At 73.1% G+C, this 20,221-nt stretch carries 17 protein-coding genes and 1 riboswitch; of the genes, 8 read left to right on the top strand and 9 right to left on the bottom strand.

All coding sequences use genetic code 11. From position 1 onward, the window contains the following. The first annotated feature begins 81 nt into the window (after positions 1-81). A complete protein-coding gene (locus tag AB0D28_RS19130) occupies positions 82-924 on the top strand; it encodes an NAD-dependent protein deacetylase (RefSeq protein ID WP_357387435.1) in 843 nt (280 codons plus the stop codon). 57 nt (positions 925-981) lie between these two features. Continuing rightward, positions 982-1,072: riboswitch (glycine riboswitch) on the top strand. A gap of 73 nt (positions 1,073-1,145) precedes the next feature. Continuing rightward, positions 1,146-3,968 (top strand): aminomethyl-transferring glycine dehydrogenase, encoded by a 2,823-nt coding sequence (gene gcvP / locus AB0D28_RS19125; RefSeq protein WP_357387433.1) that lies wholly within the window; start codon positions 1,146-1,148, stop codon positions 3,966-3,968. A 94-nt stretch (positions 3,969-4,062) separates the two neighbouring features. Here the strand turns inward: gcvP and AB0D28_RS19120 are convergent, their stop codons facing one another. Continuing rightward, complete coding sequence (locus tag AB0D28_RS19120; RefSeq protein WP_013286363.1) at positions 4,063-4,263, bottom strand: DUF5999 family protein; 201 nt, start codon at positions 4,261-4,263, stop codon at positions 4,063-4,065. A 123-nt stretch (positions 4,264-4,386) separates the two neighbouring features. On the opposite strand from AB0D28_RS19120, the gene AB0D28_RS19115 reads away from it, so the two are divergent. Further along, positions 4,387-5,580, top strand: coding sequence for a chorismate-binding protein (locus tag AB0D28_RS19115; protein ID WP_357387431.1), 1,194 nt, complete (start codon positions 4,387-4,389; stop codon positions 5,578-5,580). A gap of 64 nt (positions 5,581-5,644) precedes the next feature. On the opposite strand, the gene pip is transcribed toward AB0D28_RS19115, so the two are convergent. Continuing rightward, entirely contained in the window at positions 5,645-6,595 is a 951-nt protein-coding gene (gene pip / locus AB0D28_RS19110; protein WP_357387429.1) for a prolyl aminopeptidase, read from the bottom strand. 48 nt (positions 6,596-6,643) lie between these two features. Here pip and AB0D28_RS19105 point away from each other — a divergent pair, with 48 nt between their 5' ends. Together AB0D28_RS19105 and def are read left to right on the top strand one after the other, a co-directional pair. Then, the gene (locus tag AB0D28_RS19105; protein WP_357387427.1) at positions 6,644-7,141 is read left to right on the top strand and encodes a MarR family transcriptional regulator; all 498 of its coding nucleotides are present in this window, start codon (positions 6,644-6,646) and stop codon (positions 7,139-7,141) included. Positions 7,142-7,162: 21 nt separating this feature from the next. Beyond that, positions 7,163-7,672, top strand: coding sequence for a peptide deformylase (gene def / locus AB0D28_RS19100; RefSeq protein WP_357387425.1), 510 nt, complete (start codon positions 7,163-7,165; stop codon positions 7,670-7,672). Here the strand turns inward: def and AB0D28_RS19095 are convergent. Together AB0D28_RS19095 and AB0D28_RS19090 are read right to left on the bottom strand one after the other, a co-directional pair. Then, positions 7,652-8,455: a GNAT family N-acetyltransferase gene (locus AB0D28_RS19095; RefSeq protein WP_357387423.1), complete on the bottom strand. Its 804-nt coding sequence runs from the start codon at positions 8,453-8,455 to the stop codon at positions 7,652-7,654. The two genes, def and AB0D28_RS19095, sit on opposite strands and share 21 nt — an antisense overlap. Beyond that, a complete protein-coding gene (locus AB0D28_RS19090; protein ID WP_357387421.1) occupies positions 8,440-9,213 on the bottom strand; it encodes a TSUP family transporter in 774 nt (257 codons plus the stop codon). The genes AB0D28_RS19095 and AB0D28_RS19090 overlap by 16 nt, the downstream gene beginning before the upstream one ends. Before the next feature lie 174 nt (positions 9,214-9,387). Here AB0D28_RS19090 and AB0D28_RS19085 point away from each other — a divergent pair, with 174 nt between their 5' ends. Further along, positions 9,388-10,167 (top strand): endonuclease/exonuclease/phosphatase family protein, encoded by a 780-nt coding sequence (locus tag AB0D28_RS19085; protein WP_357387419.1) that lies wholly within the window; start codon positions 9,388-9,390, stop codon positions 10,165-10,167. 3 nt (positions 10,168-10,170) lie between these two features. Here the strand turns inward: AB0D28_RS19085 and AB0D28_RS19080 are convergent, their stop codons facing one another. Then, positions 10,171-11,037, bottom strand: a complete 867-nt coding sequence (locus AB0D28_RS19080; RefSeq protein WP_357387417.1) for a tetrahydrofolate dehydrogenase/cyclohydrolase catalytic domain-containing protein — start codon at positions 11,035-11,037, stop codon at positions 10,171-10,173. Between the two features lie 93 nt (positions 11,038-11,130). After that, entirely contained in the window at positions 11,131-11,775 is a 645-nt protein-coding gene (locus AB0D28_RS19075) for a hypothetical protein (RefSeq protein WP_357387415.1), read from the bottom strand. A gap of 502 nt (positions 11,776-12,277) precedes the next feature. On the opposite strand from AB0D28_RS19075, the gene AB0D28_RS19070 reads away from it, so the two are divergent. Continuing rightward, positions 12,278-13,306 (top strand): beta family protein, encoded by a 1,029-nt coding sequence (locus tag AB0D28_RS19070; RefSeq protein ID WP_357387413.1) that lies wholly within the window; start codon positions 12,278-12,280, stop codon positions 13,304-13,306. Here AB0D28_RS19070 and AB0D28_RS19065 read toward each other — a convergent pair. The 3 genes from AB0D28_RS19065 to lanKC form a co-directional block, all read right to left on the bottom strand. Next, on the bottom strand, positions 13,296-14,291 hold the full coding sequence (locus AB0D28_RS19065; protein WP_357387411.1) for a tyrosine-type recombinase/integrase: 996 nt from the start codon (positions 14,289-14,291) through the stop codon (positions 13,296-13,298). The two genes, AB0D28_RS19070 and AB0D28_RS19065, sit on opposite strands and share 11 nt — an antisense overlap. A gap of 879 nt (positions 14,292-15,170) precedes the next feature. Further along, the gene (locus AB0D28_RS19060) at positions 15,171-16,436 is read right to left on the bottom strand and encodes an MFS transporter (protein ID WP_357387409.1); all 1,266 of its coding nucleotides are present in this window, start codon (positions 16,434-16,436) and stop codon (positions 15,171-15,173) included. A gap of 315 nt (positions 16,437-16,751) precedes the next feature. After that, positions 16,752-19,361, bottom strand: coding sequence for a class III lanthionine synthetase LanKC (gene lanKC, locus AB0D28_RS19055; RefSeq protein WP_357387407.1), 2,610 nt, complete (start codon positions 19,359-19,361; stop codon positions 16,752-16,754). A gap of 286 nt (positions 19,362-19,647) precedes the next feature. Here lanKC and AB0D28_RS19050 point away from each other — a divergent pair, with 286 nt between their 5' ends. After that, positions 19,648-20,217: a hypothetical protein gene (locus AB0D28_RS19050; RefSeq protein ID WP_357387405.1), complete on the top strand. Its 570-nt coding sequence runs from the start codon at positions 19,648-19,650 to the stop codon at positions 20,215-20,217. The last annotated feature ends 4 nt before the right edge of the window (positions 20,218-20,221 follow it).

Raw genomic sequence — 20,221 nt, 5'->3', positions numbered from 1 at the left:
TGGTCAACCTAGCCCGCCCGGGCGTACCCCGCCGGGTGACCGGCCTCGCCGATCACCGTGCCGGCGAGGGAGCATGGACGGGTGAGTGAGGCGTTCGAGGAGTTGACGCGGCTGGTGGCCGCCGGTGGTGTGGTGGTGCTCAGCGGCGCGGGCCTGTCCACCGAGTCGGGCATCCCGGACTACCGGGGGCCCAGCGGCGCGGCCCGGCGGCACACCCCGATGACGTACCAGGAGTTCACCCGGGATCCGCTGGCGCGGCGGCGGTACTGGGCGCGTAGCCACCTGGGCTGGCAGATGATCGCGCGGGCGGCGCCGAACGACGGGCACCGGGCGGTGGCCCGGTTGCAGGCGGCCGGGCTGCTCGGGGGGATCATCACCCAGAACGTCGACGGGCTGCACACGGCGGCCGGCGCGGCCGGGGTGATCGAGTTGCACGGCCGCCTCGACGAGGTGACGTGCCTGGACTGCGGCAACGCCACCGGCCGCGACGAGCTGCACCGGCGGCTGTCGGAGGCGAACCCGGGTTTCGACGCCCGGGTGGCGCGTGTCAACCCCGACGGTGACGTGGATCTGCCCGACGAGGCGGTGACCGGGTTCCGCACTGTCGGCTGCGCGCTCTGCGGCACGGGCATGCTGAAACCGGACGTGGTGTTCTTCGGTGAGACGGTGCCCGCGCCCCGGGTCGCCGACTGTTTCGCCCTGGTCGAGCGGGCCCGGGCGCTGCTGGTGCTCGGGTCGTCGTTGACGGTGATGTCGGGGCGGCGGTTCGTGCTGCGGGCGGCCCGCCACGGCATCCCGGTGGCGATCGTCAACCAGGGTGTCACCCGTGGCGACGGGTACGCGGCGCTGCGCCTGGACGCGCCGCTGGGTGCCACGCTGTGCGCGCTGGCCGACCGGCTGGTGGCGGCCCCGGCGGCGGTGTGATCATCCCCCGGGACATGAGCCGGAAACACGCCCGCTGGTAGCGTGGAAGGTGCCGGTACCACCCACGTGGGAGAGACCGTCGATCCGACGGCGCCGAAGGGGCAGATTCTCCCCGGAACCTCTCAGGCAAAAGGACCACGTGGGCAGGCGCTGTGGAGCGCGTCAGCGCGACTCAGGGGGAGGCCGACCCGTCGACCTCGCCCCACCAAGGAGCGCAGCGCATGACCGCAGAGCAGTTCGCCGACCGGCACATCGGTCCCGGCCGCGACGACGAACGCCGGATGCTGGAGACCGTCGGTTACGGCTCCGTCGACGAGCTGATGGACGCGGCGATCCCCGAGGTGATCCGCTGGCACGGCACCCTGGACCTGCCGGCTCCGGCGAGCGAGCGGGAGGCGATCGCCGAGTTGCGCGCCCTGGCCGCCCGCAACACCGTCGCCGTGTCCATGATCGGCCTGGGGTACCACGGCACGCACACCCCGGCGGTGATCCGCCGCAACGTGCTGGAGAACCCGGCCTGGTACACCGCGTACACGCCGTACCAGCCGGAGATCAGCCAGGGCCGGCTGGAGGCGCTGCTGAACTTCCAGACCATGGTCACCGACCTGACCGGTCTGGCCACGGCGAACGCCTCCATGCTCGACGAGGGCACCGCCGCGGCCGAGGCGATGACGCTCGCGCGCCGCGCGTCCAAGAGCAAGAGCCCGGTGTACGTGGTCGACGCCGACGCGCTGCCGCAGACCGTCGCGGTGATCGCCAGCCGCGCCGAGCCGCTCGGCATCGAGGTGCGCGTGATCGACGTGGAGCGCGACGAGTTGCCGGCGGAGTTCTTCGGCCTGCACCTGCAGTACCCGGGCGCCTCCGGCGCGGTCCGGGATCACCGGGCGCTGGTCGAGGCGGCGCACGGCGTGGGCGCGCTGGTGGCTGTCGCGGCGGACCTGCTGGCGTTGACGCTGCTGCGCCCGCCGGGCGAGATCGGCGCCGACATCGCCGCCGGCACCACCCAGCGGTTCGGTGTGCCGATGGGCTTCGGCGGGCCGCACGCCGGCTACCTGGCGGTGCGTTCGGGCCTGGAGCGGATGCTGCCGGGCCGCCTGGTGGGGGTGTCCCGCGACGCCGACGGAAACCCGGCGTACCGGCTGGCGTTGCAGACCCGCGAGCAGCACATCCGCCGGGAGAAGGCGACCAGCAACATCTGCACCGCGCAGGTGCTCCTCGCGGTGATGGCCGGCATGTACGCCGTCTACCACGGCCCGGACGGGCTGCGCGCGATCGCCCGGCGTACCCACGAGGCGGCGGCGCGGCTCGCGGCCGGGCTGCGGGCCGGCGGCGTCGACGTGGCCGACGTGCCGTTCTTCGACACCGTCACCGCGATCGTGCCGGGCCGGGCCGCCGACGTGGTGGCCGCCGCGGCCGAGCGCAACGTGAACCTGCGGCTGGTCGACGCCGACCGGGTCGGCGTGTCGTGCGACGAGACCACCACGCCCGCGCACCTTGAGGCGGTGTGGGCGGCGTTCGGCGTCGACGGGTTCGACGGCGACACCGTGACGGCGCTGCCGGACGGGCTGGCCCGCACGTCGGGCTTCCTCACCCACCCGGTGTTCCGCAGCCACCACTCGGAGACGGCGATGCTGCGTTACCTGCGCCGCCTGGCCGACTTCGACTACGCGCTGGACCGGGGCATGATCCCGCTGGGGTCGTGCACGATGAAGCTCAACGCGACCACCGAGATGGAGCCGATCACCTGGCCGGAGTTCGCGCACCTGCACCCGTTCGCGCCGGACGCGCAGACCGCCGGGTACCGGGAGCTGATCGCGCAGCTGGAGGGCTGGCTGGCCGAGGTGACCGGCTACGACGCGGTCAGCGTGCAGCCCAATGCCGGGTCGCAGGGTGAGCTGGCCGGGCTGCTGGCGATCCGCGGCTACCACCGTGAGCGCGGCGAGGGTCACCGCGACGTGTGCCTGATCCCGTCGTCGGCGCACGGCACCAACGCCGCGTCGGCGGTGATGGCCGGCATGCGGGTCGTGGTGGTCGGCTGCGACGCCGACGGCAACGTCGACCTGGTCGACCTCGACGCGAAGATCGACAAGCACCGGGACGCGCTCGCCGCGATCATGGTGACGTACCCGTCGACGCACGGCGTGTACGAGACCGGCATCGCCCAGCTGTGCGCGAAGGTCCACGACGCGGGCGGGCAGGTGTACGTCGACGGCGCGAACCTCAACGCGCTGGTCGGGTTCGCCAAGCCGGGCCGGTTCGGGGCGGACGTGTCGCACCTGAACCTGCACAAGACGTTCTGCATTCCGCACGGCGGCGGCGGCCCCGGGGTCGGGCCGGTGGCGGTGCGGTCGCACCTGGCGCCGTTCCTGCCCGGTGACCCGCTCGGCGCGCGCGCCGACGGGCGGCCGGCGATCTCGGCGGCGAACCACGGGTCGGCGGGGATCCTGCCGATCCCGTGGGCGTATCTGCGGATGATGGGCGCCGACGGCCTGGCCCGCGCCACCGGCGTGGCGGTCCTGGCGGCGAACTACGTGGCGGCGCGGCTGCGCAACCACTTCCCGGTGCTGTACGCCGGCAACAAGGGCCTCGTCGCGCACGAGTGCATCCTGGACCTGCGTCCGCTGACCAAGGCCACCGGCGTGAGCGTCGACGACGTGGCGAAGCGGCTGATCGACTACGGCTTCCACGCGCCGACGATGTCGTTCCCGGTGGCCGGGACGCTGATGGTGGAGCCGACGGAGAGTGAGGACCTGGCCGAGCTGGACCGCTTCTGCGACGCGATGATCGCGATCCGGGCGGAGATCGACAGGGTCGGCTCGGGGGAGTGGCCGGCGGGGGACAACCCGCTGTCCAACGCGCCGCACACGGCGGCGATGGTGTCGGCAGACGAGTGGCCGCACCCGTACCCGCGGTCGGTGGGCGCCTACCCGGCGGGGGTGGACCGGGCGGGCCGGTACTGGCCTCCGGTGCGGCGCGTCGACGGCGCGTACGGCGACCGGAACCTGGTCTGCTCGTGTCCCGCGCCGGAGGCGTTCGAGGACTGAGCGGCGGACGCCGGGGCGGTGGGCTCTCGCCGCCCCGGCCGGCGCGCCGGACGGTCGTGACCGGCGCGTACGCTCACTGACGCTGCGTGATCGCTCAGGCGACGAGGGCGTGGCGGGCCGGACCCCGGTGCGGGGCGATGGTGCGCCCGTCGGGGAGCAGCTCACCGGTGTCCTCGAAGACGATGACACCGTTGCAGAGCAGGCTCCAGCCCTGCTCAGGGAAGCAGGCGAGAACGCGGGCGGCCTCTCGGTCGGTCGCGTCGGCGGAGGGGCAGGTGGGCTGGTGCTGACACATCGGGTTCTCCGGACTGTGGGGGCACTGTGTCATGGTTCACATGACCAGTGACGCACAGTACCAAGGAAAACTGAGCGGCAACGAGCAAGGATGCGTCTTGTTCACCCAGAATGGGCTGAACGGATGACCCGTAACCGCCCGGACGTCGTGGAAGCGCTCCCACTGGTGGAGGTCGATGCTCCCGGCGCGCCGCCCGGATGTCGCCGGCGGCTCGTCGAGACCGCCCGGCTGCACTGGTCGATCGGCGACGGCGGCGACCCCGCCGACCTGGCGCAACGCTTCCTCGCCGCGCACGGCGTCGACCGCGACGACCTCGCCCGGCCCGGTCGCCACGACCCGGACGCCGCGGTGTGCGGTGCCGCGCTGTACCTGTCCGCCGCCGCCGGCGCGTACGCCATCGGCGTGTCGCCCGGCGCGCCGAGTCCCGCGCCGGCGCTGCCCGACCTGGTCGTGGTCGTCTACCACCACACCGACATGCCCGCTGCGCCCCGGCCGGCGGCCCCGGCGCCGTGGCGGCTCGGGCCCTGGCGCGACAGCTGGACCCCGGCCGCGCACGCCGACGCCGTCGACGCGGTCCGCGCCGCCATCGCCCGCGGCGACGTCTACCAGGTCAACGTCGTCGGCCACGCCGCCGCCGCCTACACCGGAGACCCGCTGCCCGCTCTCACCCGTCTCGCCGCGCTGCCCGGCGCCCGCTACGGCGGCACCCTGCACGGCCCCGGCTGGGCGCTCGGCTGCGCCTCCCCGGAAACCCTCATCGCCGTCGAGCACGGCCGGCTGGTCACCCGCCCGATCAAGGGCACCCGCCCGGCCACCGCCGCCGGACGCCGCGACCTGCTCGCCTCGGCCAAGGAACGCGCCGAGCACGTCATGATCGTCGACCTGGAACGCAACGACCTGGCCCGGGTGGCCCGTACCGGCTCGGTGCGCGTCGACGAGCTGTTCGCCGTACGCCGCTGGTGTGACCTGTGGCAGGCGGAGTCCACGGTGTCGGCGGCGCCCGCCGACGGCCTGGGCCTGGCCGACCTGCTGCGCGCCGTGTGCCCCGGCGGGTCGGTCACCGGCGCACCCAAACACGCTGCCCTGGCCCGCATCGCCGCGCTCGAGCCCGTCGGACGCGGCGCGAGCATGGGCGCGCTCGGCTGGGTCGGCCCCGACCGCCTCGACCTGGGCCTGACCATCCGCACCGCCGCCGCCGACGGTGACCTGCTGCACCTGTGGGCCGGCGGCGGCATCACCTGGGACAGCGACCCGGCCGCCGAGGTCGCCGAGGCCGCCGCCAAGGCCGCCCCGATCCGCGCCCTGCTCGCCGGCTGACGGGCCGCCCGGGCGCCGGCGGGGCCGCGCGCGACGGCTCGGGAGCTGGCGGCCGCGCGGCGGCTCAGCCGGCGGCGGCGAAGGAGTCCAGGGCGGCGACCACGCGCTCGCTCATGCCGTGCCCGCCGCCGTGGCCGCCGGACTCCACGATCTCCAGCCGCGCGTCCGGCCAGTCCCGGGTCAGCTGCCAGGCGATGTCCGGCGGGCCGCTGACGTCCAGCCGGCCCTGCACCAGCACCCCCGGGATACCGGCCAGGCGGCCCGCGTCGCGCAGCACCTGCCCGTCCGGCTGGAAACCCCGGTTCGCGAAGTAGTGCGTCACCAGCCGGGTGAACCCGTACCGGAAGACCGGGTCGGCGAACCGGGGGCTCGGCGCGTACCCGCCGGCCAGGGACACGTGTACGTCCTCCCAGTCGCACCAGTCCCGCGCCGCCCGGTCCCGCACCGCCGGGTCCGGGTCGGCGACCAGCCGGGCGTACGCGGCGGACAGGTCCCCGTCGCGGTCGGTCTCGGGCACGCCGTCGCGGAACCGCGCCCACTCCTGCGGGAACACCCGGCCCATGTCCCGGGTCACCCACTCGATCTCGCGGCTGGTGTTGGCGACCACGCTGAACAGCACCAGCGCGCTGACGTGATCCGGGTGCCGCTGCGCGTACGCCAGGGCAAGGGACGACCCCCACGACGCGCCGCACAGCAGCCACCTGTCGATCCCCAGGTGCACGCGCAGCGCCTCCATGTCGGCCAGCAGATGCGCGGTGGTGTTCACCGACAGGTCGGTGGCCGGATCCGACGCCGGGGGAGTGCTGCGCCCGCAGCCACGCTGGTCGAACAGCACGATCCGGTAGGCGGCCGGGTCGAACAGCCGCCGCCAGGACGCGCCCGCCCCGGAGCCGGGCCCGCCGTGCACCACGAGCGCCGGCCGCCCGTCCGGGTTGCCGCACGTCTCCCAGTACACGTGCTGCCCGTCCCCGGCGTCCAACATGCCGTGCGCGTACGGCTCGATCGGTGGATACATCAGTGGCCTCCCCGAGTCAGATACAACAGCGCTGTTACATTAGTGGACGTGACCGCCCCCGACCGCGACGCCCTCGGCACCCTGCTACGCCACGTCCTGGACGTCCTCGACGGTGACGTCGCCGCCGTCCACGACCGGCTCGGCCTCACCGACTACCGGCCCCGCTACTCACCAGTCGTGCGCGCGCTCGTCGCCGACGGCCCGCTGCCCATCCGCGACCTCGCCGCCCGCGTCGGCGTCACCCACTCCGCCGCCAGCCAGACCGTCGCCCAGATGCGCCGCGCCGGCCTCGTCGACCTGCGCCCCGGCACCGACGCCCGCCACCGCATCGTCACCCTCACCGACCGCGCCCGCGCCCTGCTGCCCGCCGTCGAAACCGAATGGGCCGCCACCACCGCCGCCGTACGCCACCTCGACACCGAACTGCCGGTGCCGCTCGCCGACGAGCTGTACGCCGTCCTCGACGCCCTGCGCCGCCGCCCCCTGCGCGACCGCATCGCCGACACCGGACTCCTCGACACCGCAGCGGACACCCGGAACCGGTAAGCAACGGATAGCCTTCCGGGCATGACTATGCGCCCCATCCGGATCATCGGCGACCCCGTGCTGCGCACCCCCAGCGAACCCGTCACCAGCTTCGACGCCGAACTGCGCGCCCTCGTCACCGACCTGATGGACACGCTGCTCGGCGCACCCGGCCGCGCCGGCGTCGCCGCACCCCAGATCGGCGTCAACGCCCAGGTGTTCGTCTACGACGCCGACGGCCGGCGCGGCCACATGATCAACCCCACGCTGGAGGTGTCCGACGAACTCCAGGACGACGAGGAGGGCTGCCTGTCCATCCCCGGCCTGTACTTCCCGACCCCCCGCGCGCTGCACGCCACCGCCCACGGCTACGACCAGCACGGCGAACCGCTCACCGTCACCGGCAGCGGCTTCCTCGCCCGCGCCCTGCAACACGAGACCGACCACCTGCGCGGGCGCCTCTACGTCGACACCCTGCGCGGCGACACCCGCCGCCGCGCCCTGCGCGAGATCCGCGCCGGCCGATTCGACTCACCCAGCCGCGGCCGCTGACGTCAACGCGCACTCGGTGAACCCGGCCGCCCGGGAAAACCCCAACCGCTCGTACAGGCGCACCGCCGCCGCGTTGTCCGCCCGCACGTTCAACGTCACGTGATCCACCGACGTGAGCAGCCGGGCGCACAACGCCGCCACCACACCCGCGCCCAGACCACGACCCCGCACATCCGGATGCGTCGTCACGTTGCCCAGCGCCGCCACCCGCCAGCGCGGCGAGAACACGTGCACCCCCGCCACCGCCACCAGCCGGCCGCGCTCCCGCACCCCCACGTACTGGCCCGTCCGCAGCATCCGCGCGTCGAACCAGTTCCCCGGATACGCCACCGCGTACAACCCGGCCAGCTCCGCCTCGTCCGCCGGCCCCAACGGCTCACCCACCGCCGGCACCCCGGCCAGCCGCCCCGGATCAGTCAACGCCATCCGGTGATGCGCCGCCGCCTCCGACACCACGAACCAGCGGCCCACCGTGGCCTCCAGACCGGGGGACAGGTGCGCCCACATCCGCGCCGGCAACACCGGCGCCGCCTCCGCCAGCAACCCCGAAAGCTCCGCCACCCGATCCGGTGCCGCGAACGCCAGCAACGTCGGCAACTCGACCCCGTGATACAGCAGCACCACCTGGTCACCACGCCGGAACCAGGACGTGTACGGCCAGAAGAAATCGTCCAGATCACCCAACTGGTACGCGTGCAACACCGGATCCCGGCCCAGCAGACCCGCAAGCACCGCCCGGTCGTGCTCCGCCCGCACCGCCACCGCGATCAGCTCGCCGTCCACTGGTCGTAACCCAGCCGGGCCACCAGCGCCAGCACCACCACCAGCAACACCACCCGCACGAACCCGGCGCCGCGCTTCAACGCCATCCGCGCGCCCACCGCCGCGCCCACCACGTTGCACACCGCCATCGCCGCACCAAGCGTCCACCACACGTGCCCGGTCAACCCGAAAACCACAAGCGCACCCAGATTCGTGCCCGCGTTCACGACCTTCGCCATCGCCGAGGCGTGCACGAAATCCGAACCCAGAATCGCCGTGAACGCCAGCACCAGGAACGTGCCCGTACCCGGCCCGATCAGCCCGTCGTACAGGGCGATGCCCAGACCGGCCACCGCCACCGCCACCACCACCCGCTTCGGGGTCCGCCGCTGCGGCGACGCCACCACACCCAGCGACGGCCGCGCCAGCACGAACACCGCCACCGCCACCAGCACCACGAGCACCACCGGCCGGTACGCGCTGCCCGGCACCGCACCCGCCAACGCCGCACCCAGCCCCGCCGTCAGCACCGCCAGCCCGGCCGCCGGACCCGCCACCGCCCAGTCCAGCTTCGTGCGCCGCGCGTACGTCACCGCCGCCGTCGACGTACCGAAGATCGCCGCCAGCTTGTTCGTGCCCAACGCCGTCGCCACCGGCACACCCGGCGCCGCCACCAGCAACGCCGGCAACAACAACAGACCGCCGCCACCCACCACCGCGTCCACCCACCCGGCCAGGAGGGCAGCGGTCAGCAACGTCGTCAACGACAGGGCATCCACCGCCGCATTCTGCCCACGCCACCACCGGCCGCGAGGCACCCTGTGGCCAGCCTCACCGCCCCCGGCGACGCCGCAACCACACCCCGACCGACCCCACCGCCACGAACACCAGCATCGAACAGCACAACAGTTTCAGCACCCGGCAAGACTCCCACGACGACGTAGGGTGTCCAGGTGCGCCTGGCCACCTTCAACCTGCTGCACGGCCGATCCCTCACCGACGGGCTCGTCGACCCCGACCGGCTCACCGCCGCCGTCACCGACCTCGACGCCGACGTCCTCGCCCTCCAGGAAGTCGACCGCGACCAGACCCGCAGCGGCAAACTCGACCTCACCGCGGTCGCCGCCCGCGCCCTGCACGCCGACCACCACCGCTTCGCCGCCGCCGTCGTCGGCACCCCCGGCGAACAGTTCCGCCCCCTCACCCACGACGACGACGGCCACGGCGAACCCCTCTACGGCATCGGCCTGATCAGCCGCCACCCCGTCCGCTCCTGGCAGGTCACCCGCCTGCGCGCCGCACCCGTCCGCTCACCCATCTACGCACCCGGCCCCGGCGGCGGACTCGTCCTGCTCCGCGACGAACCCCGCGTCGTGCTCGCCGCCGTCCTCGACACCCCCCACGGCCCCCTCACCGTCGCCGCCACCCACCTGTCCTTCGTCCCCGGCTGGAACGTGTGGCAACTACGCCGCGTCGTCCGCGTCCTGCGTACCCTGCCCGCACCCCGGATCCTGCTCGGCGACCTCAACCTGCCCGCCGGACCCGCAGCCGCGCTCACCCGCTGGCAGCCCCTGGCCCGCCGCCCCACCTACCCGGCCGGGCAACCCCGCGTCCAACTCGACCACATCCTCGCCGACCGGCACGCGCTCGACCGGCTGCCACCCGTCACGGCCGTCCACACCCCGCTGGCCACCATCTCCGACCACCGGCCCCTCGTCGTCGACCTCGGCTGACGCTCAGCCCAGACCGCTCTGCCGCCGCGCCGCCTCCACCGCGTTACGGAACAACATCGCCACGGTCGTCGGACCCACCCCGCCCACACGCGGCGTGATCGCACCCGCCACCTCGGCACACGACTCGTCCACGTCCGGCAGCAGCCGCCGCCCCTCGTACCGCACCCCACCACCGACCACCACCGCACCCGGACGCACATGCTCCGGCCGCACGATCCCCGGCACCCCCGCCGCCGCCACCAGGATCTCCGCCCGCCGCGTGTACCGCGGCCAGTCCGCCACACCCGTGTGCACCACGGTCACCGCCGCGTTCGCCGTCGGCCGCTTCTGCGCCAGCAACATCGCCAACGGCCGGCCCAACGTCGCACCCCGGCCCAGGATCACCACCTCCCGGCCCGCCACCGGCACACCGTGGAACGCCAGCAACGCCTCGATCCCCGCCGGCGTACACGGCAACGGACCCGGCAACCCCAACGCCAGCCGGCCCATGTTCACCGGGTGCATCCCGTCCACGTCCTTGTCCGGGTCCAGCTCCGCCAACGCCCGGTCGTAGTCCAGGTGACCCGGGATCGGATACTGCACCAGCACCCCGTGCACCGTCTTGTCCGCGTTGAGATCCGCCAGCACCGCGTGCAGATCCGCCTGCGACGCCGACGCCGGCAGAGGCACGTGCGGCGACGCGAAACCCAGCTCCGCCGCCTGACGCTGCTTGATGCGGATATAGCCCGCGCTCGCGTCGTCGTCACCCACCAGCACCGTCGCCAGCGCCGGCGTCACCCCCGCCGCACGCAACTCGGCCACCGACGCGGCGACCTCCGACAACACCCGCTCCGCCACCGGCGCACCCGGCAACAACCGCGCAGAAGACATACGACACCTCGCCCGCGGAGGCCCAGGCGGTCGACCCCCACGACGAGCTCCCCGATGGTTCACCCATCCCCGTGCCGCCAGTCGCGTTCCCCCTCAGCCTGCCACAGCCTCCGCCGCCACCGCATCCACCACCGCCTGCCAGCGCGGCAACGCCGCCAGCAGCGCGTCCGCCCGCAGCCGCCGATCCGCCGCCGACGCCACACCCATATCCGCCAGTACCGCCCCGAACGCCCGCCCCCGCTCCGGCCCCACCGCACCCAGCACCACATGACACCGCGCGTACGTCACCAGCACCCAGAACATCGCCTCTCGGGGCCGGCCCGACGCGATCAGCTCAGCCGCACCGTCGAACACCACCGGACGCCCCGCCGCACCCAGATCCGCCCCGAACGCGAACCCCTCCCGCGGCAACCGCGACGCCTCGTCGAACAGCACCGCCAACCCGGCCAGATGCTCCCGCACCCGCGCCGCGTCCACACCCACACCGCCGCCGTCGAGCGTGTCCAGCAACCCCGCATACCGATCCTCGAACCCGAACCGCGACAACACCCGCTCCGCCCGCGCGTACCGCCGCCGCACCGTCGGATCCGCCAGCCCCGCCACCGCCGGCCACACCGCCAGCAACGACGTCGGGAACACCCACGCCAGCACCTGCTCCGCCGGCGACCCCGAGCCGCCACCGCCCGCAATCCGTTCTCGATCCGCCGCCGCACCCCCGCACACCGCGCCCGCGCCCACACCGGATCCGCGAACCCCGCCGCCACCCGCTCCCGCACCGCGGCCAACCGCCCCGACGGATCCGCGATCACCCCATCGGTACGGAACATCGGCGCGAACACCCACGACCCCAGCACGTCCTCCGGGCCGCCCAACTCGTCCCACGTGATCGTGCTGACCTCCAGCAGCACCCCCCGGTGCACGAACTTGCCCACCTTCAGGCCGGGCTCCCGGCGTACCAGCAGCACGTCCACGTCCGACCACGGCGGCAGCACCGCGTCGTCGGGCAATCCCACAGTCGACCCGCTGAACAACGCCCCCTCGATCGACGGGTCGGCGCGCATCCGCTCCCGCACCCACCCGACCGCTACCGCCCGCGCCGCACCCACCCGCATCCGCCCGATCCTGCCAGCGCGCACCCGCCTGCTCCCAATCAATATGAACACGCATGGTTGTCGATCAGGCACAGAACGTGGAACATCGACGTAAGTGACTGTCGTCGAAATCGTGTGGGGCGATGCGAATGACGGACTACCACCCGATCCTCAAAGGGCGCCAAGCCGAACTCCAGGCCGTCAGTCACGTCCCCGACGAACTCGCACCACACATCCTCCCGATTTTCGACCTGCCACCCTCCGAGCACGGTCCGATCACCGACGCATGCACCTTCAGTCAACGCGCACAGGACAGCATTCCGCGTGACATGGTCATCGCCGTCGACGTGCGCCACCTCCCCGAGCCCACCACCGGCACCCGCCGACCACTCCGAGACATCGCGGACGACCTACACCCGTGGGGGATCCCCGCGCTGCCCGTCGCCCACCTGAACGACAGCCCCGCACAACTGGCCGACGTCCGTTACGCCGCCGCGCCCTACGGCGGCGTTCTCCGGCTCACCGCAGACCACACCGAACCGGACGACACCGAAACCGACGCACAACTAAGCCACGTCCTCTCCGCCACCGAACTGCAACCCGAGAACTGCACCCTCGTCATCGACGTCGCCGAGTTGGCATCCGACCGGCACCTCACGAGAGCCGAACCCCTTGTCCGCAAACACCTCGTGTGGGCCGGACGCCGCCCATGGAAGGCGGTCGTCATCGCTGCCGGAGCCATGCCCGCCACGATCTCCCACGTACCAGCCCACACCGCCATCCCGCTCCGCAGGCTGGACTTTGACCTCTGGCAGCGGCTCAAGGACCACGACATCCAGTTCGCCGACTACGGCGTCACCTATCCCGGCGCCGGCTCCGGACCCCGAGGGCCAGCACCCAACATCCGCTACACCCACCAGGACGCCTGGTGGACCTACCGTGCGCCGCGCGGCGGCAAGGGCAGCGGCAACAGCGGCATCTACGACATCTGCCAGGCCCTCGTATCCGCCGACCACTGGCCGCCCACCGGGCGTCACTTCTCCTGGGGCGACGAGCAGATCGCCCTGCGCGCCGCCCGCCACGCCGGCCCTGGCACCGCCTCCCAATGGATCGCCTGGGCAACGTCACACCACCTGGCCTACGTCGCCGCTCAGCTCGGCCTGACGGCTATCGCTTGACCAACCCCGACAACGCCCGGTTGGTGCGGTTCGCCGCCACCGCCGCCCGCTGCTGACCCGCCGTCACCTCGATGTACGTCTGCGACGACGCCAACGACGCGTGCCCCAGCAATCGCATGATCTCCGCCGCGCTCGCCCCGTCCTCCGCCAACCGCGTCGCGAACGTGTGCCGCAACGCGTGCAACCGCGCGCCCCGCGGCACCCGGTCACCGATACCCGCGCGCCGGTAACACGACTCCACCAGGTACTGCAGCCCGCCCCGCCGTAACGCCTCACCCTGCCGGTCCACCAGGAAAGGCGAGTCCGGCCGCACACTGCGCGACCCGAACCGGCGCCGCCGGCTGTCCAGATAACCCACAAGCACCCGGTCCACGGCGTCGTCGATCGGCACCGTGCGCGGCCGCCCACCCTTACCCGCCACGTCCACCCGCCGCTCGCCGTCGCGCCCCGCCACCGACGACACCCGCAACGCCAGCAGCTCCGACAGTCGCAACCCCGCGCACAACGCCAGCGCCAGCACCGCCAGGTCGCGCTCCGGCCACGGATCGCGCTGCCGGCCTTCCGCGCGCGCCACCGCCGCCAGCAGTTCCTCCGGGGTGTCCTCGCCCCGCAGCGGCTTGGGCCGGGGGAGCGGCGTTCGGGGCCGTCCCACCGCCGGCATCGGATTTCCCGGTACGACGCCCTCGGCCACCAGGAACGTGAAAAAGCTGTTCCACGTCGACCAGGCACGATGGACCGACGCGGCGGCGCGGGGAGCGGCGAACCGTGCGAACGCCGCGCGCATCACCTTGGGGGAGAGCGCGGCGACCGCAAGACGGTCCAGGGGGAGGGGAGTGGTGTCACCGTCGGCGGCGACCAGCTCAGCCACTGTGGTCAGGTCTCGCCGGTACGCGGCCAGAGTGTGGGGGGAGGGCTTATGGGTGGCCCGGGCGGTCAGGAACTCCTTGATCAGACCCCCTACCGTTTCGTCCGGTTTGTCATGCATAAGGGATATTATGCATGATTCTCGCGTTCCTGTCAGGGGTCATTCCAGGGGGAGTGCCATCCGATCAACCAATGATCAACTCAACCTCGCCGAGGTGGCTGCATCCCGAGCGCTCCGATGCAGCCACCTCGGCGAACTGGCGACAGCGACGCCCGTCGGCGCTCGGGAGGCGCCGGGAGAGAGGGCGGAAGGGCCGGCACCCGCTCTGTTCCGGCGATCATGAAGTTGACCGGGAATCCTGTCCACTTTGTCGCCACCAACCTCATGATCGCCGGAATGGTGAAACGAGATGAGGGGGCGACGCCGGAGGACCGGTGTCGGTGGAGTTCGCGCCTCGGCGGGCTGCCGGGCGCGGTGAAAGCCCGGGCGACATTGCGCCCGTTGCGGACCAACGAGCCGACCGCGCGGTGGTCGGTAACCGCACCACGCTGCTTCTGCTGCGGGAGCCGTCGGTCCGTGGGAGCGAAGTTGGTGCCGCGTTCGGGGTGCGACGAGTGATCGGTTGAACGCCGGCACCGACCGGGCCCGCGTTAGGCGGTCAGCCGCCCGCGCGGGTGCTTGGGGAGACCCCCAAGCGGAACTTGACATAATGTAGATTATCGAACCCTGGTAACGAGGCCGTCCTCGACGCTGAGAGCGTCCGACAGCGCCTTCAACACCCCGGCCCAACAGTGGCCGGCCGGCACCAGCAACACCGACGCGGCTCTCCGCTTCCGGCCTGAGGTACAGCAGCGGAACCACGGTCAACTCTTGCGCAGCTTTACGCCGGCACCTCGTCCCTTGTGGCCTGGGACGGGAAGAATGTCGAGGCGTTCTCATGATCATCCGAACGTCCCGGCGCGGTTCTGAAGAACAGAACCGATGCCTCTCCCCTGTCCCTCAGACCGGCTGCGGGTCGCGGTGCTCGGCCTCCCCCGCCTCTTGACCGTCCTCGACAGACCGCAGGTCCGGCATGGCGCGCACAGCGGGTGCGAGGGCCGCGACGACGGCGAGCGCCAGCATGACGGCGGCGAAGCTGCCGAACACCACCGGGGCCGGTACCCGGTCGATGAGCAGACCGGACAGCGCCGGACCGAACGGCGCCACGATCAGCGCGATGAAGCTGGTGGCGGCGTTCGCCCTGCCCTGGAGCTCGCCGGGGGTCAGCAGGGTCTGGAGGGTCAGCATGCTGATGTTCGCCGCCGGTACGACCAGGACGCAGGCACCGGCGAGCGCGCCCAGGACCAGTCCGTTGTCGGTGGTGGCCATCGCGGTGGTGAGCACGCCGCAGGCCCAGATGACCGCGAGGATCAGCCAGCGGGTGGGTACCCGGGCGGTCAGCCAGGACGCGACGAGTGACCCGGCGACGGCGCCGAGCCCGACGCACGCCATGACGGTTCCGGCGGACAGGCCGGAGGCGCCGTTGCGGACCGGCACGACGATGATCGCCAGCAGCACGCCGGCGAATGCGAAGTTCAGGACGGCGCCGCTGAGCAGCGTGAACCGCAGTGAGGGGTGCCGCCACAGGAACCGGACACCGGCGACCGCCTGCCGGGGCAGCGACTCCCCCGGCGTGGTCAGGGTGCGGCCGAGCGGGCCGCGCAGCAGGGCCACGGCGATCAGGGAGACGGTGTACGAGATCGCGTCGACGAGGAACGGCAGTGCCGGGGCGAGGCCGAACAGGAAGCCGCCGAGGGGTGGGCCGGCCAGGTGGACGACGCCGTTGCGGGTCTCGTTGAACACGGTGGCCGTACGCAGGTCCCGGGCCGGGACGACGGCGCGGGTGGCTGCCGCGGCGGCGGGTTGCAGCGCGGCTCCGAGACCGGCGGTGGCGGCGGCGAGGAGGGCGAGCAGCAGGACGGGCGCGTGTCCGACGAGGGCGAGGAGGGTGACGCCGGTGACGGCGAGCAGCGCGCCGCCGTCGCAGCAGAGCATGAGGATGCGCCGGTCGCGGCGGTCGGCGAGCAGGCCGGCGGGCAGGAGTACGAGGACGAGGGCGATGCCTTCGGCGAAGGCGACGAGGCCGGCGTCGGTGGCGGAGCCGGTGGTCATGAGAACGAGGAGCGGTGTGGCGACGGCGGTGACCTGGGTGCCGAGTTTCGACGCGGTGCGGGCGACGGTGATGAGGAGGAAGTCGCGGTTGTGTCGCAGGCCGGTGGGTGGCATGAGGGCTCCGTGGGCGTGGTGGCGGGCGGGAGGTCGGCTCCACCGGGCGGGTTGACGGCGGACCCGGGCGGGGGCGGTTGTCGCCCCCGCCCGGGTCGCCAGGCGGATCAGGTGTGGCTGTCGCCACTGCCGTCTCAGCCGTTGCAGCAGGCGATGCTGATGCTGCTGGACTGCGGCGGGACCGCGTGGCGGGTGCCGTTCTGCGTGGCCATGGCCTGCAGGTTGAGGAGCTTCGTCATGGGGGTTCACCTCCTTCTCGGGTGTGGTGGGGCTGGCCGTCGGTGGTTCCGACGGGGTCTGTGGGCGCCGGCTGGTTCAGCTCGCGGCCAGGAGGTGGCCGGTGGGCGCGACGTGGGTGGGCGCGTCGAGGAAGGGCAGCGTGACTGCGGTGCGGTGCAGCGCGGCGTGGATCGCGGAGAGGATTCCGGCGCCGCCGGCGGCGAGGTCGGTGCAGATGCGCAGCAGGGTGTCGCCGGGGAACGCGAGGTGGCCGTCGAGGGCGTAGGCGTGCCAGGCGAGCCGGGTCAGGTGGGCCGGGGTGTGGCGGGGCGCGTCGTCGCGGACGAGGCCGGCGGGACCGTGCGGGGTGGTGCGCGGCGGGTCGTCGGTGAGCAGGGCGGTGGTGGCGAGTAGTCCGGCGCGGCCGTGGAAGAGGCCGGGTAGCAGGACGAACTCGACGTCGATGGTGCGGTGGACGGTGGTGACGATGTCGCGCAGCCAGGGGCGTTCGCCGTGGCGCAGCAGTGTGTGCGCGGCGACGGCGATGCCGGCGCTGCCTTCGTCGAGGTAGAACAGTCGCCGTGCGCCGTCGCGTACGTGCAGGTTGCCGTTGTCGTCGCGGACGGTGTGCTGCAGGTCGCGGCGCAGGGCGGTGCGGGCGGCGCGGAGCCAGGCGGGGTCGGCGGTGGCTTCGTGGAGGCGGGTGAGGAAGATCGCGGGGCCGGACCAGCCGTGGAGCAGGCCGGGGCGTGCGGGTTCGGGCACTGGGTGTCTCGTGTCGCCGGTGAGGGTGCGGGCGAGTCGGTCGCCGAGGTGCAGGGCGGCGTCGGGGACGGGTCTGCCGGGGCGGAGCAGGGCGAGTCCGATGCCGGCGAGGCCGCTGTGCAGGCCGGGGCCGTAGCGGTCGTGGAGGCCGGTGCGACATCGGTCGAGTAGTTCATCGGCGTCGTCGTGGTGTCCGGTCCGGTCGAGCAGCGCGGCGATGCCGGCCAGGCCGTCGTAGAGGCCGAGGTGGGCGGCGGGCAGGCGGTGGGCGGCGTGGGTGAGCCAGTCGAGGTGTTCGTCGCGTTCGGGGTAGTCGACGCCGGTGGTGACGAGTGCCCAGATGACGCCGGCGGCGCCGTGCGCGAGGGTGGCGCCGCCGTGCGGGAACTGGCCGGGGTCGCCGGGGAAGAGCCGGTCGGTGCGGTGCGGCGTGGCGGTGGCGCGGATGCCGGCGGCGAGTGAGGCGATCAGCTGGCGTTGGTCGGCGGGCCAGGGGTAGCGGGTGACGCGGCGGCGGCCGGGTGCGGACGGGGCCGGGTTCAGGGCGGTGTGCAGGTCGTCGCGGATGCGGTCGAGGTAGCCGGGTGGCAGGGGGAAGCGCCGGGCGACAGTGGTGAGGTCGTCGAACTTGTCGTCGCACAGCGCCGCGAGTGGTGTCAGTGGGACGAAGACGGCGAGGCGGAGGCAGGCGAGCGCGTATCTGTCGACGGCCGGGCCGCGGCGGATGCGGGGTGTGGCGAAGCCGGGGTCGCCGAGTGACGGGGTGAAGTCCTCGTCGAGCAGGTATGCCTGTTCGAAGTCGACGAGGACGATCCGGCCGTCGGGGCGGATCATGATGTTGGCGGTGTGCAGGTCGCCGAAGACCACTCCCCTGGCGTGTATCTGGGACAGGGCTGCCTCGACCTGGTCGATGACGTCGAGTGCCCAGGTGGTGTAGTCGGTCAGGTCCTTCTCGGTGGGGTCGGGGTGGATCAGGGGGTGCCGCATGGCGAGGTGGTGCTGGAGGGTGTCGCCTTCGACGTGCTCCTCGACGAGGAAGTGGTGTTCCCACCAGGTGAGGCGGTCGAGCAGTCGTGGGACGCAGTCGAGGCCGGCGAGCCGGCGCAGCATGTCCTCTTCGCGGCGCAGGCGGGTGAGCGCGTCGGTTCCGGCGCCGTCGAGGCCGGCGTGCGGGCGGGCTTCGCGCAGGACGACGGTGCGGCCGTCGCGCAGGTCGGTGGCGCGGTAGACGCCGCCGGCGTTGGAGTGGTGCAGGGCTTCCTCGATGCGATAGGGCGGTTCGTCGTCGGTCTGGGCGTCGACGGCGGCGATGTGTTCGGCGACGAAGTCGGGTACGGGGGCCCAGTCGGGCACGGTGAAGACGGGTTCGCGGCGGTCGGGGACGAGGGTTCCGTCGGGGCGGGTGACGGCGGGGACGGGCTGGTCGCCGTCGACGCACCACAGTTCGGCGAAGCCGCCGTAGCGCAGGTAGAGGGGGCCGTCGTGCCAGCGCAGGTCGCTGAGGACGTACGGGCCGCGGTAGCCGGCGAGGCGGGCGCCGAGGTCGTCGAGGATGCGGCGCAGGGCGGTGTCGTCGGCCGGGTAGAGGGCGGCGAGTTTGCCGCTTCCGGCGCGGTGGGCGTACTTCTCGTTGTTGACCAGGGCGAGGCGGCGGCTGCGCTGGAACTTGAAGGCGACGCGGTGGTTCACGCAGTGGTCGCGTACCAGGTCGAGGACGTCGGCGGCGTCGTCGAGGCCGACTGACACGTGGACTTTCCAGCCCTGCTGCGGCAGCTGGGCGTGCGGGGGGTGCCACATGACCCAGCCGCCGTGCTCGGCGACGCGCCAGCCGTCGGGCGGGGTCTGGTCGGCCAGCGGGAACCGGCTCGCCGTGTCGGCGACGTACGCCGGTGAGTCGACGTGGACCGGGTCGGCGATCAGGAACGCACCGGGCGTGGGCATGGCAAACCTCGCGGCCGTGACGGATGGGTTTGGGTGTCCGGGGGCGTTCGGTGTGTGGCCGTCGTCGTCCGGACTGGTTCCATCGTGGTGGTCGCCGGCGGGTGTTGGCGTCCGGCCGTGGGGCGAGGTTCGGGGTCCGTCCCGGCTGGGTGCCGGGTGGCGGGGGTCCGTCTGGAAGTGGACACCGGATGTCACCCGGTACGGGGACGTCCGGCGGGTCGGTGTGGGCCAGAATTTCTCGCGTACGCGGGCTGTCCGCCCGCAGTTCCTTCTGTGGAGGTCCGTGATGAGAACCGAGGTCCAGTCGCCGCCGGTGGTGGTGTTCCTGCAGGCGGAGCGGCCGGCCGGGTGGGTGACAGTGGCGCGTGGGGTGCCGCTGGACGGCCGGCGGTGTCTGCTGAGGACGGTGGGCGCGGGCCGGGCCCGGTCCGGTGACGCGGTGCGCCTGGTGGGTGTGGCCGGCGGGGACGCGTGGTCGCTCGCGGTCGCGGAGGTGTCGGTGCTGCACCGTGACGAGGCGGACCTGCTGATGGTGTCCCTCGCCGGTGAGACGGTCGCCGGCGGGTACGGCACTGATGCCTTGTCGGTGCGCCGGGTGCTGGCGATGCTCGCCGACGACGCGGACGGGCGGTGGCGGGTTGCTGCGGGCGCCGCGGCCGACGTGGTGGCGCCGGTGGTGCTGGCCGGGGCGGGCCGCCGGGGTGAGCCGGGCCGGCCGGCGGTGCCGGTTACCACGCACCGGGTGAGCGCGGCCACGCCGCCGCCCGACGGTGACGGAGGCGGTGACGACGACGGCTCTCCGCTGTCCTGGACGTGCCGGTTGTTCGGGATCGGCTGCCCCGCGGAAGACTCCTGACCCG

This window comes from Micromonospora sp. NPDC048169 (assembly GCF_040652815.1).
Classification (GTDB): Bacteria; Actinomycetota; Actinomycetes; order Mycobacteriales; family Micromonosporaceae; genus Micromonospora.
Note: the sequence above shows the minus strand (reverse complement) of the source record. Positions and strands in the feature narration are given on the sequence as shown.

Bases quoted from the DNA above. Each gene is read 5' to 3' on its own strand.
- gcvP (WP_357387433.1), top strand. From the start codon at position 1,146: ATGACCGCAGAGCAGTTCGCCGACCGGCACATCGGTCCCGGCCGCGAC.
- AB0D28_RS19120 (WP_013286363.1), bottom strand. From the start codon at position 4,263: ATGTGTCAGCACCAGCCCACCTGCCCCTCCGCCGACGCGACCGACCGA.
- AB0D28_RS19115 (WP_357387431.1), top strand. From the start codon at position 4,387: ATGACCCGTAACCGCCCGGACGTCGTGGAAGCGCTCCCACTGGTGGAG.
- pip (WP_357387429.1), bottom strand. From the start codon at position 6,595: ATGTATCCACCGATCGAGCCGTACGCGCACGGCATGTTGGACGCCGGG.
- def (WP_357387425.1), top strand. From the start codon at position 7,163: ATGACTATGCGCCCCATCCGGATCATCGGCGACCCCGTGCTGCGCACC.
- AB0D28_RS19080 (WP_357387417.1), bottom strand. From the start codon at position 11,037: ATGTCTTCTGCGCGGTTGTTGCCGGGTGCGCCGGTGGCGGAGCGGGTG.
- AB0D28_RS19070 (WP_357387413.1), top strand. From the start codon at position 12,278: ATGACGGACTACCACCCGATCCTCAAAGGGCGCCAAGCCGAACTCCAG.
- AB0D28_RS19065 (WP_357387411.1), bottom strand. From the start codon at position 14,291: ATGCATGACAAACCGGACGAAACGGTAGGGGGTCTGATCAAGGAGTTC.
- AB0D28_RS19060 (WP_357387409.1), bottom strand. From the start codon at position 16,436: ATGCCACCCACCGGCCTGCGACACAACCGCGACTTCCTCCTCATCACC.
- lanKC (WP_357387407.1), bottom strand. From the start codon at position 19,361: ATGCCCACGCCCGGTGCGTTCCTGATCGCCGACCCGGTCCACGTCGAC.
- AB0D28_RS19050 (WP_357387405.1), top strand. From the start codon at position 19,648: ATGAGAACCGAGGTCCAGTCGCCGCCGGTGGTGGTGTTCCTGCAGGCG.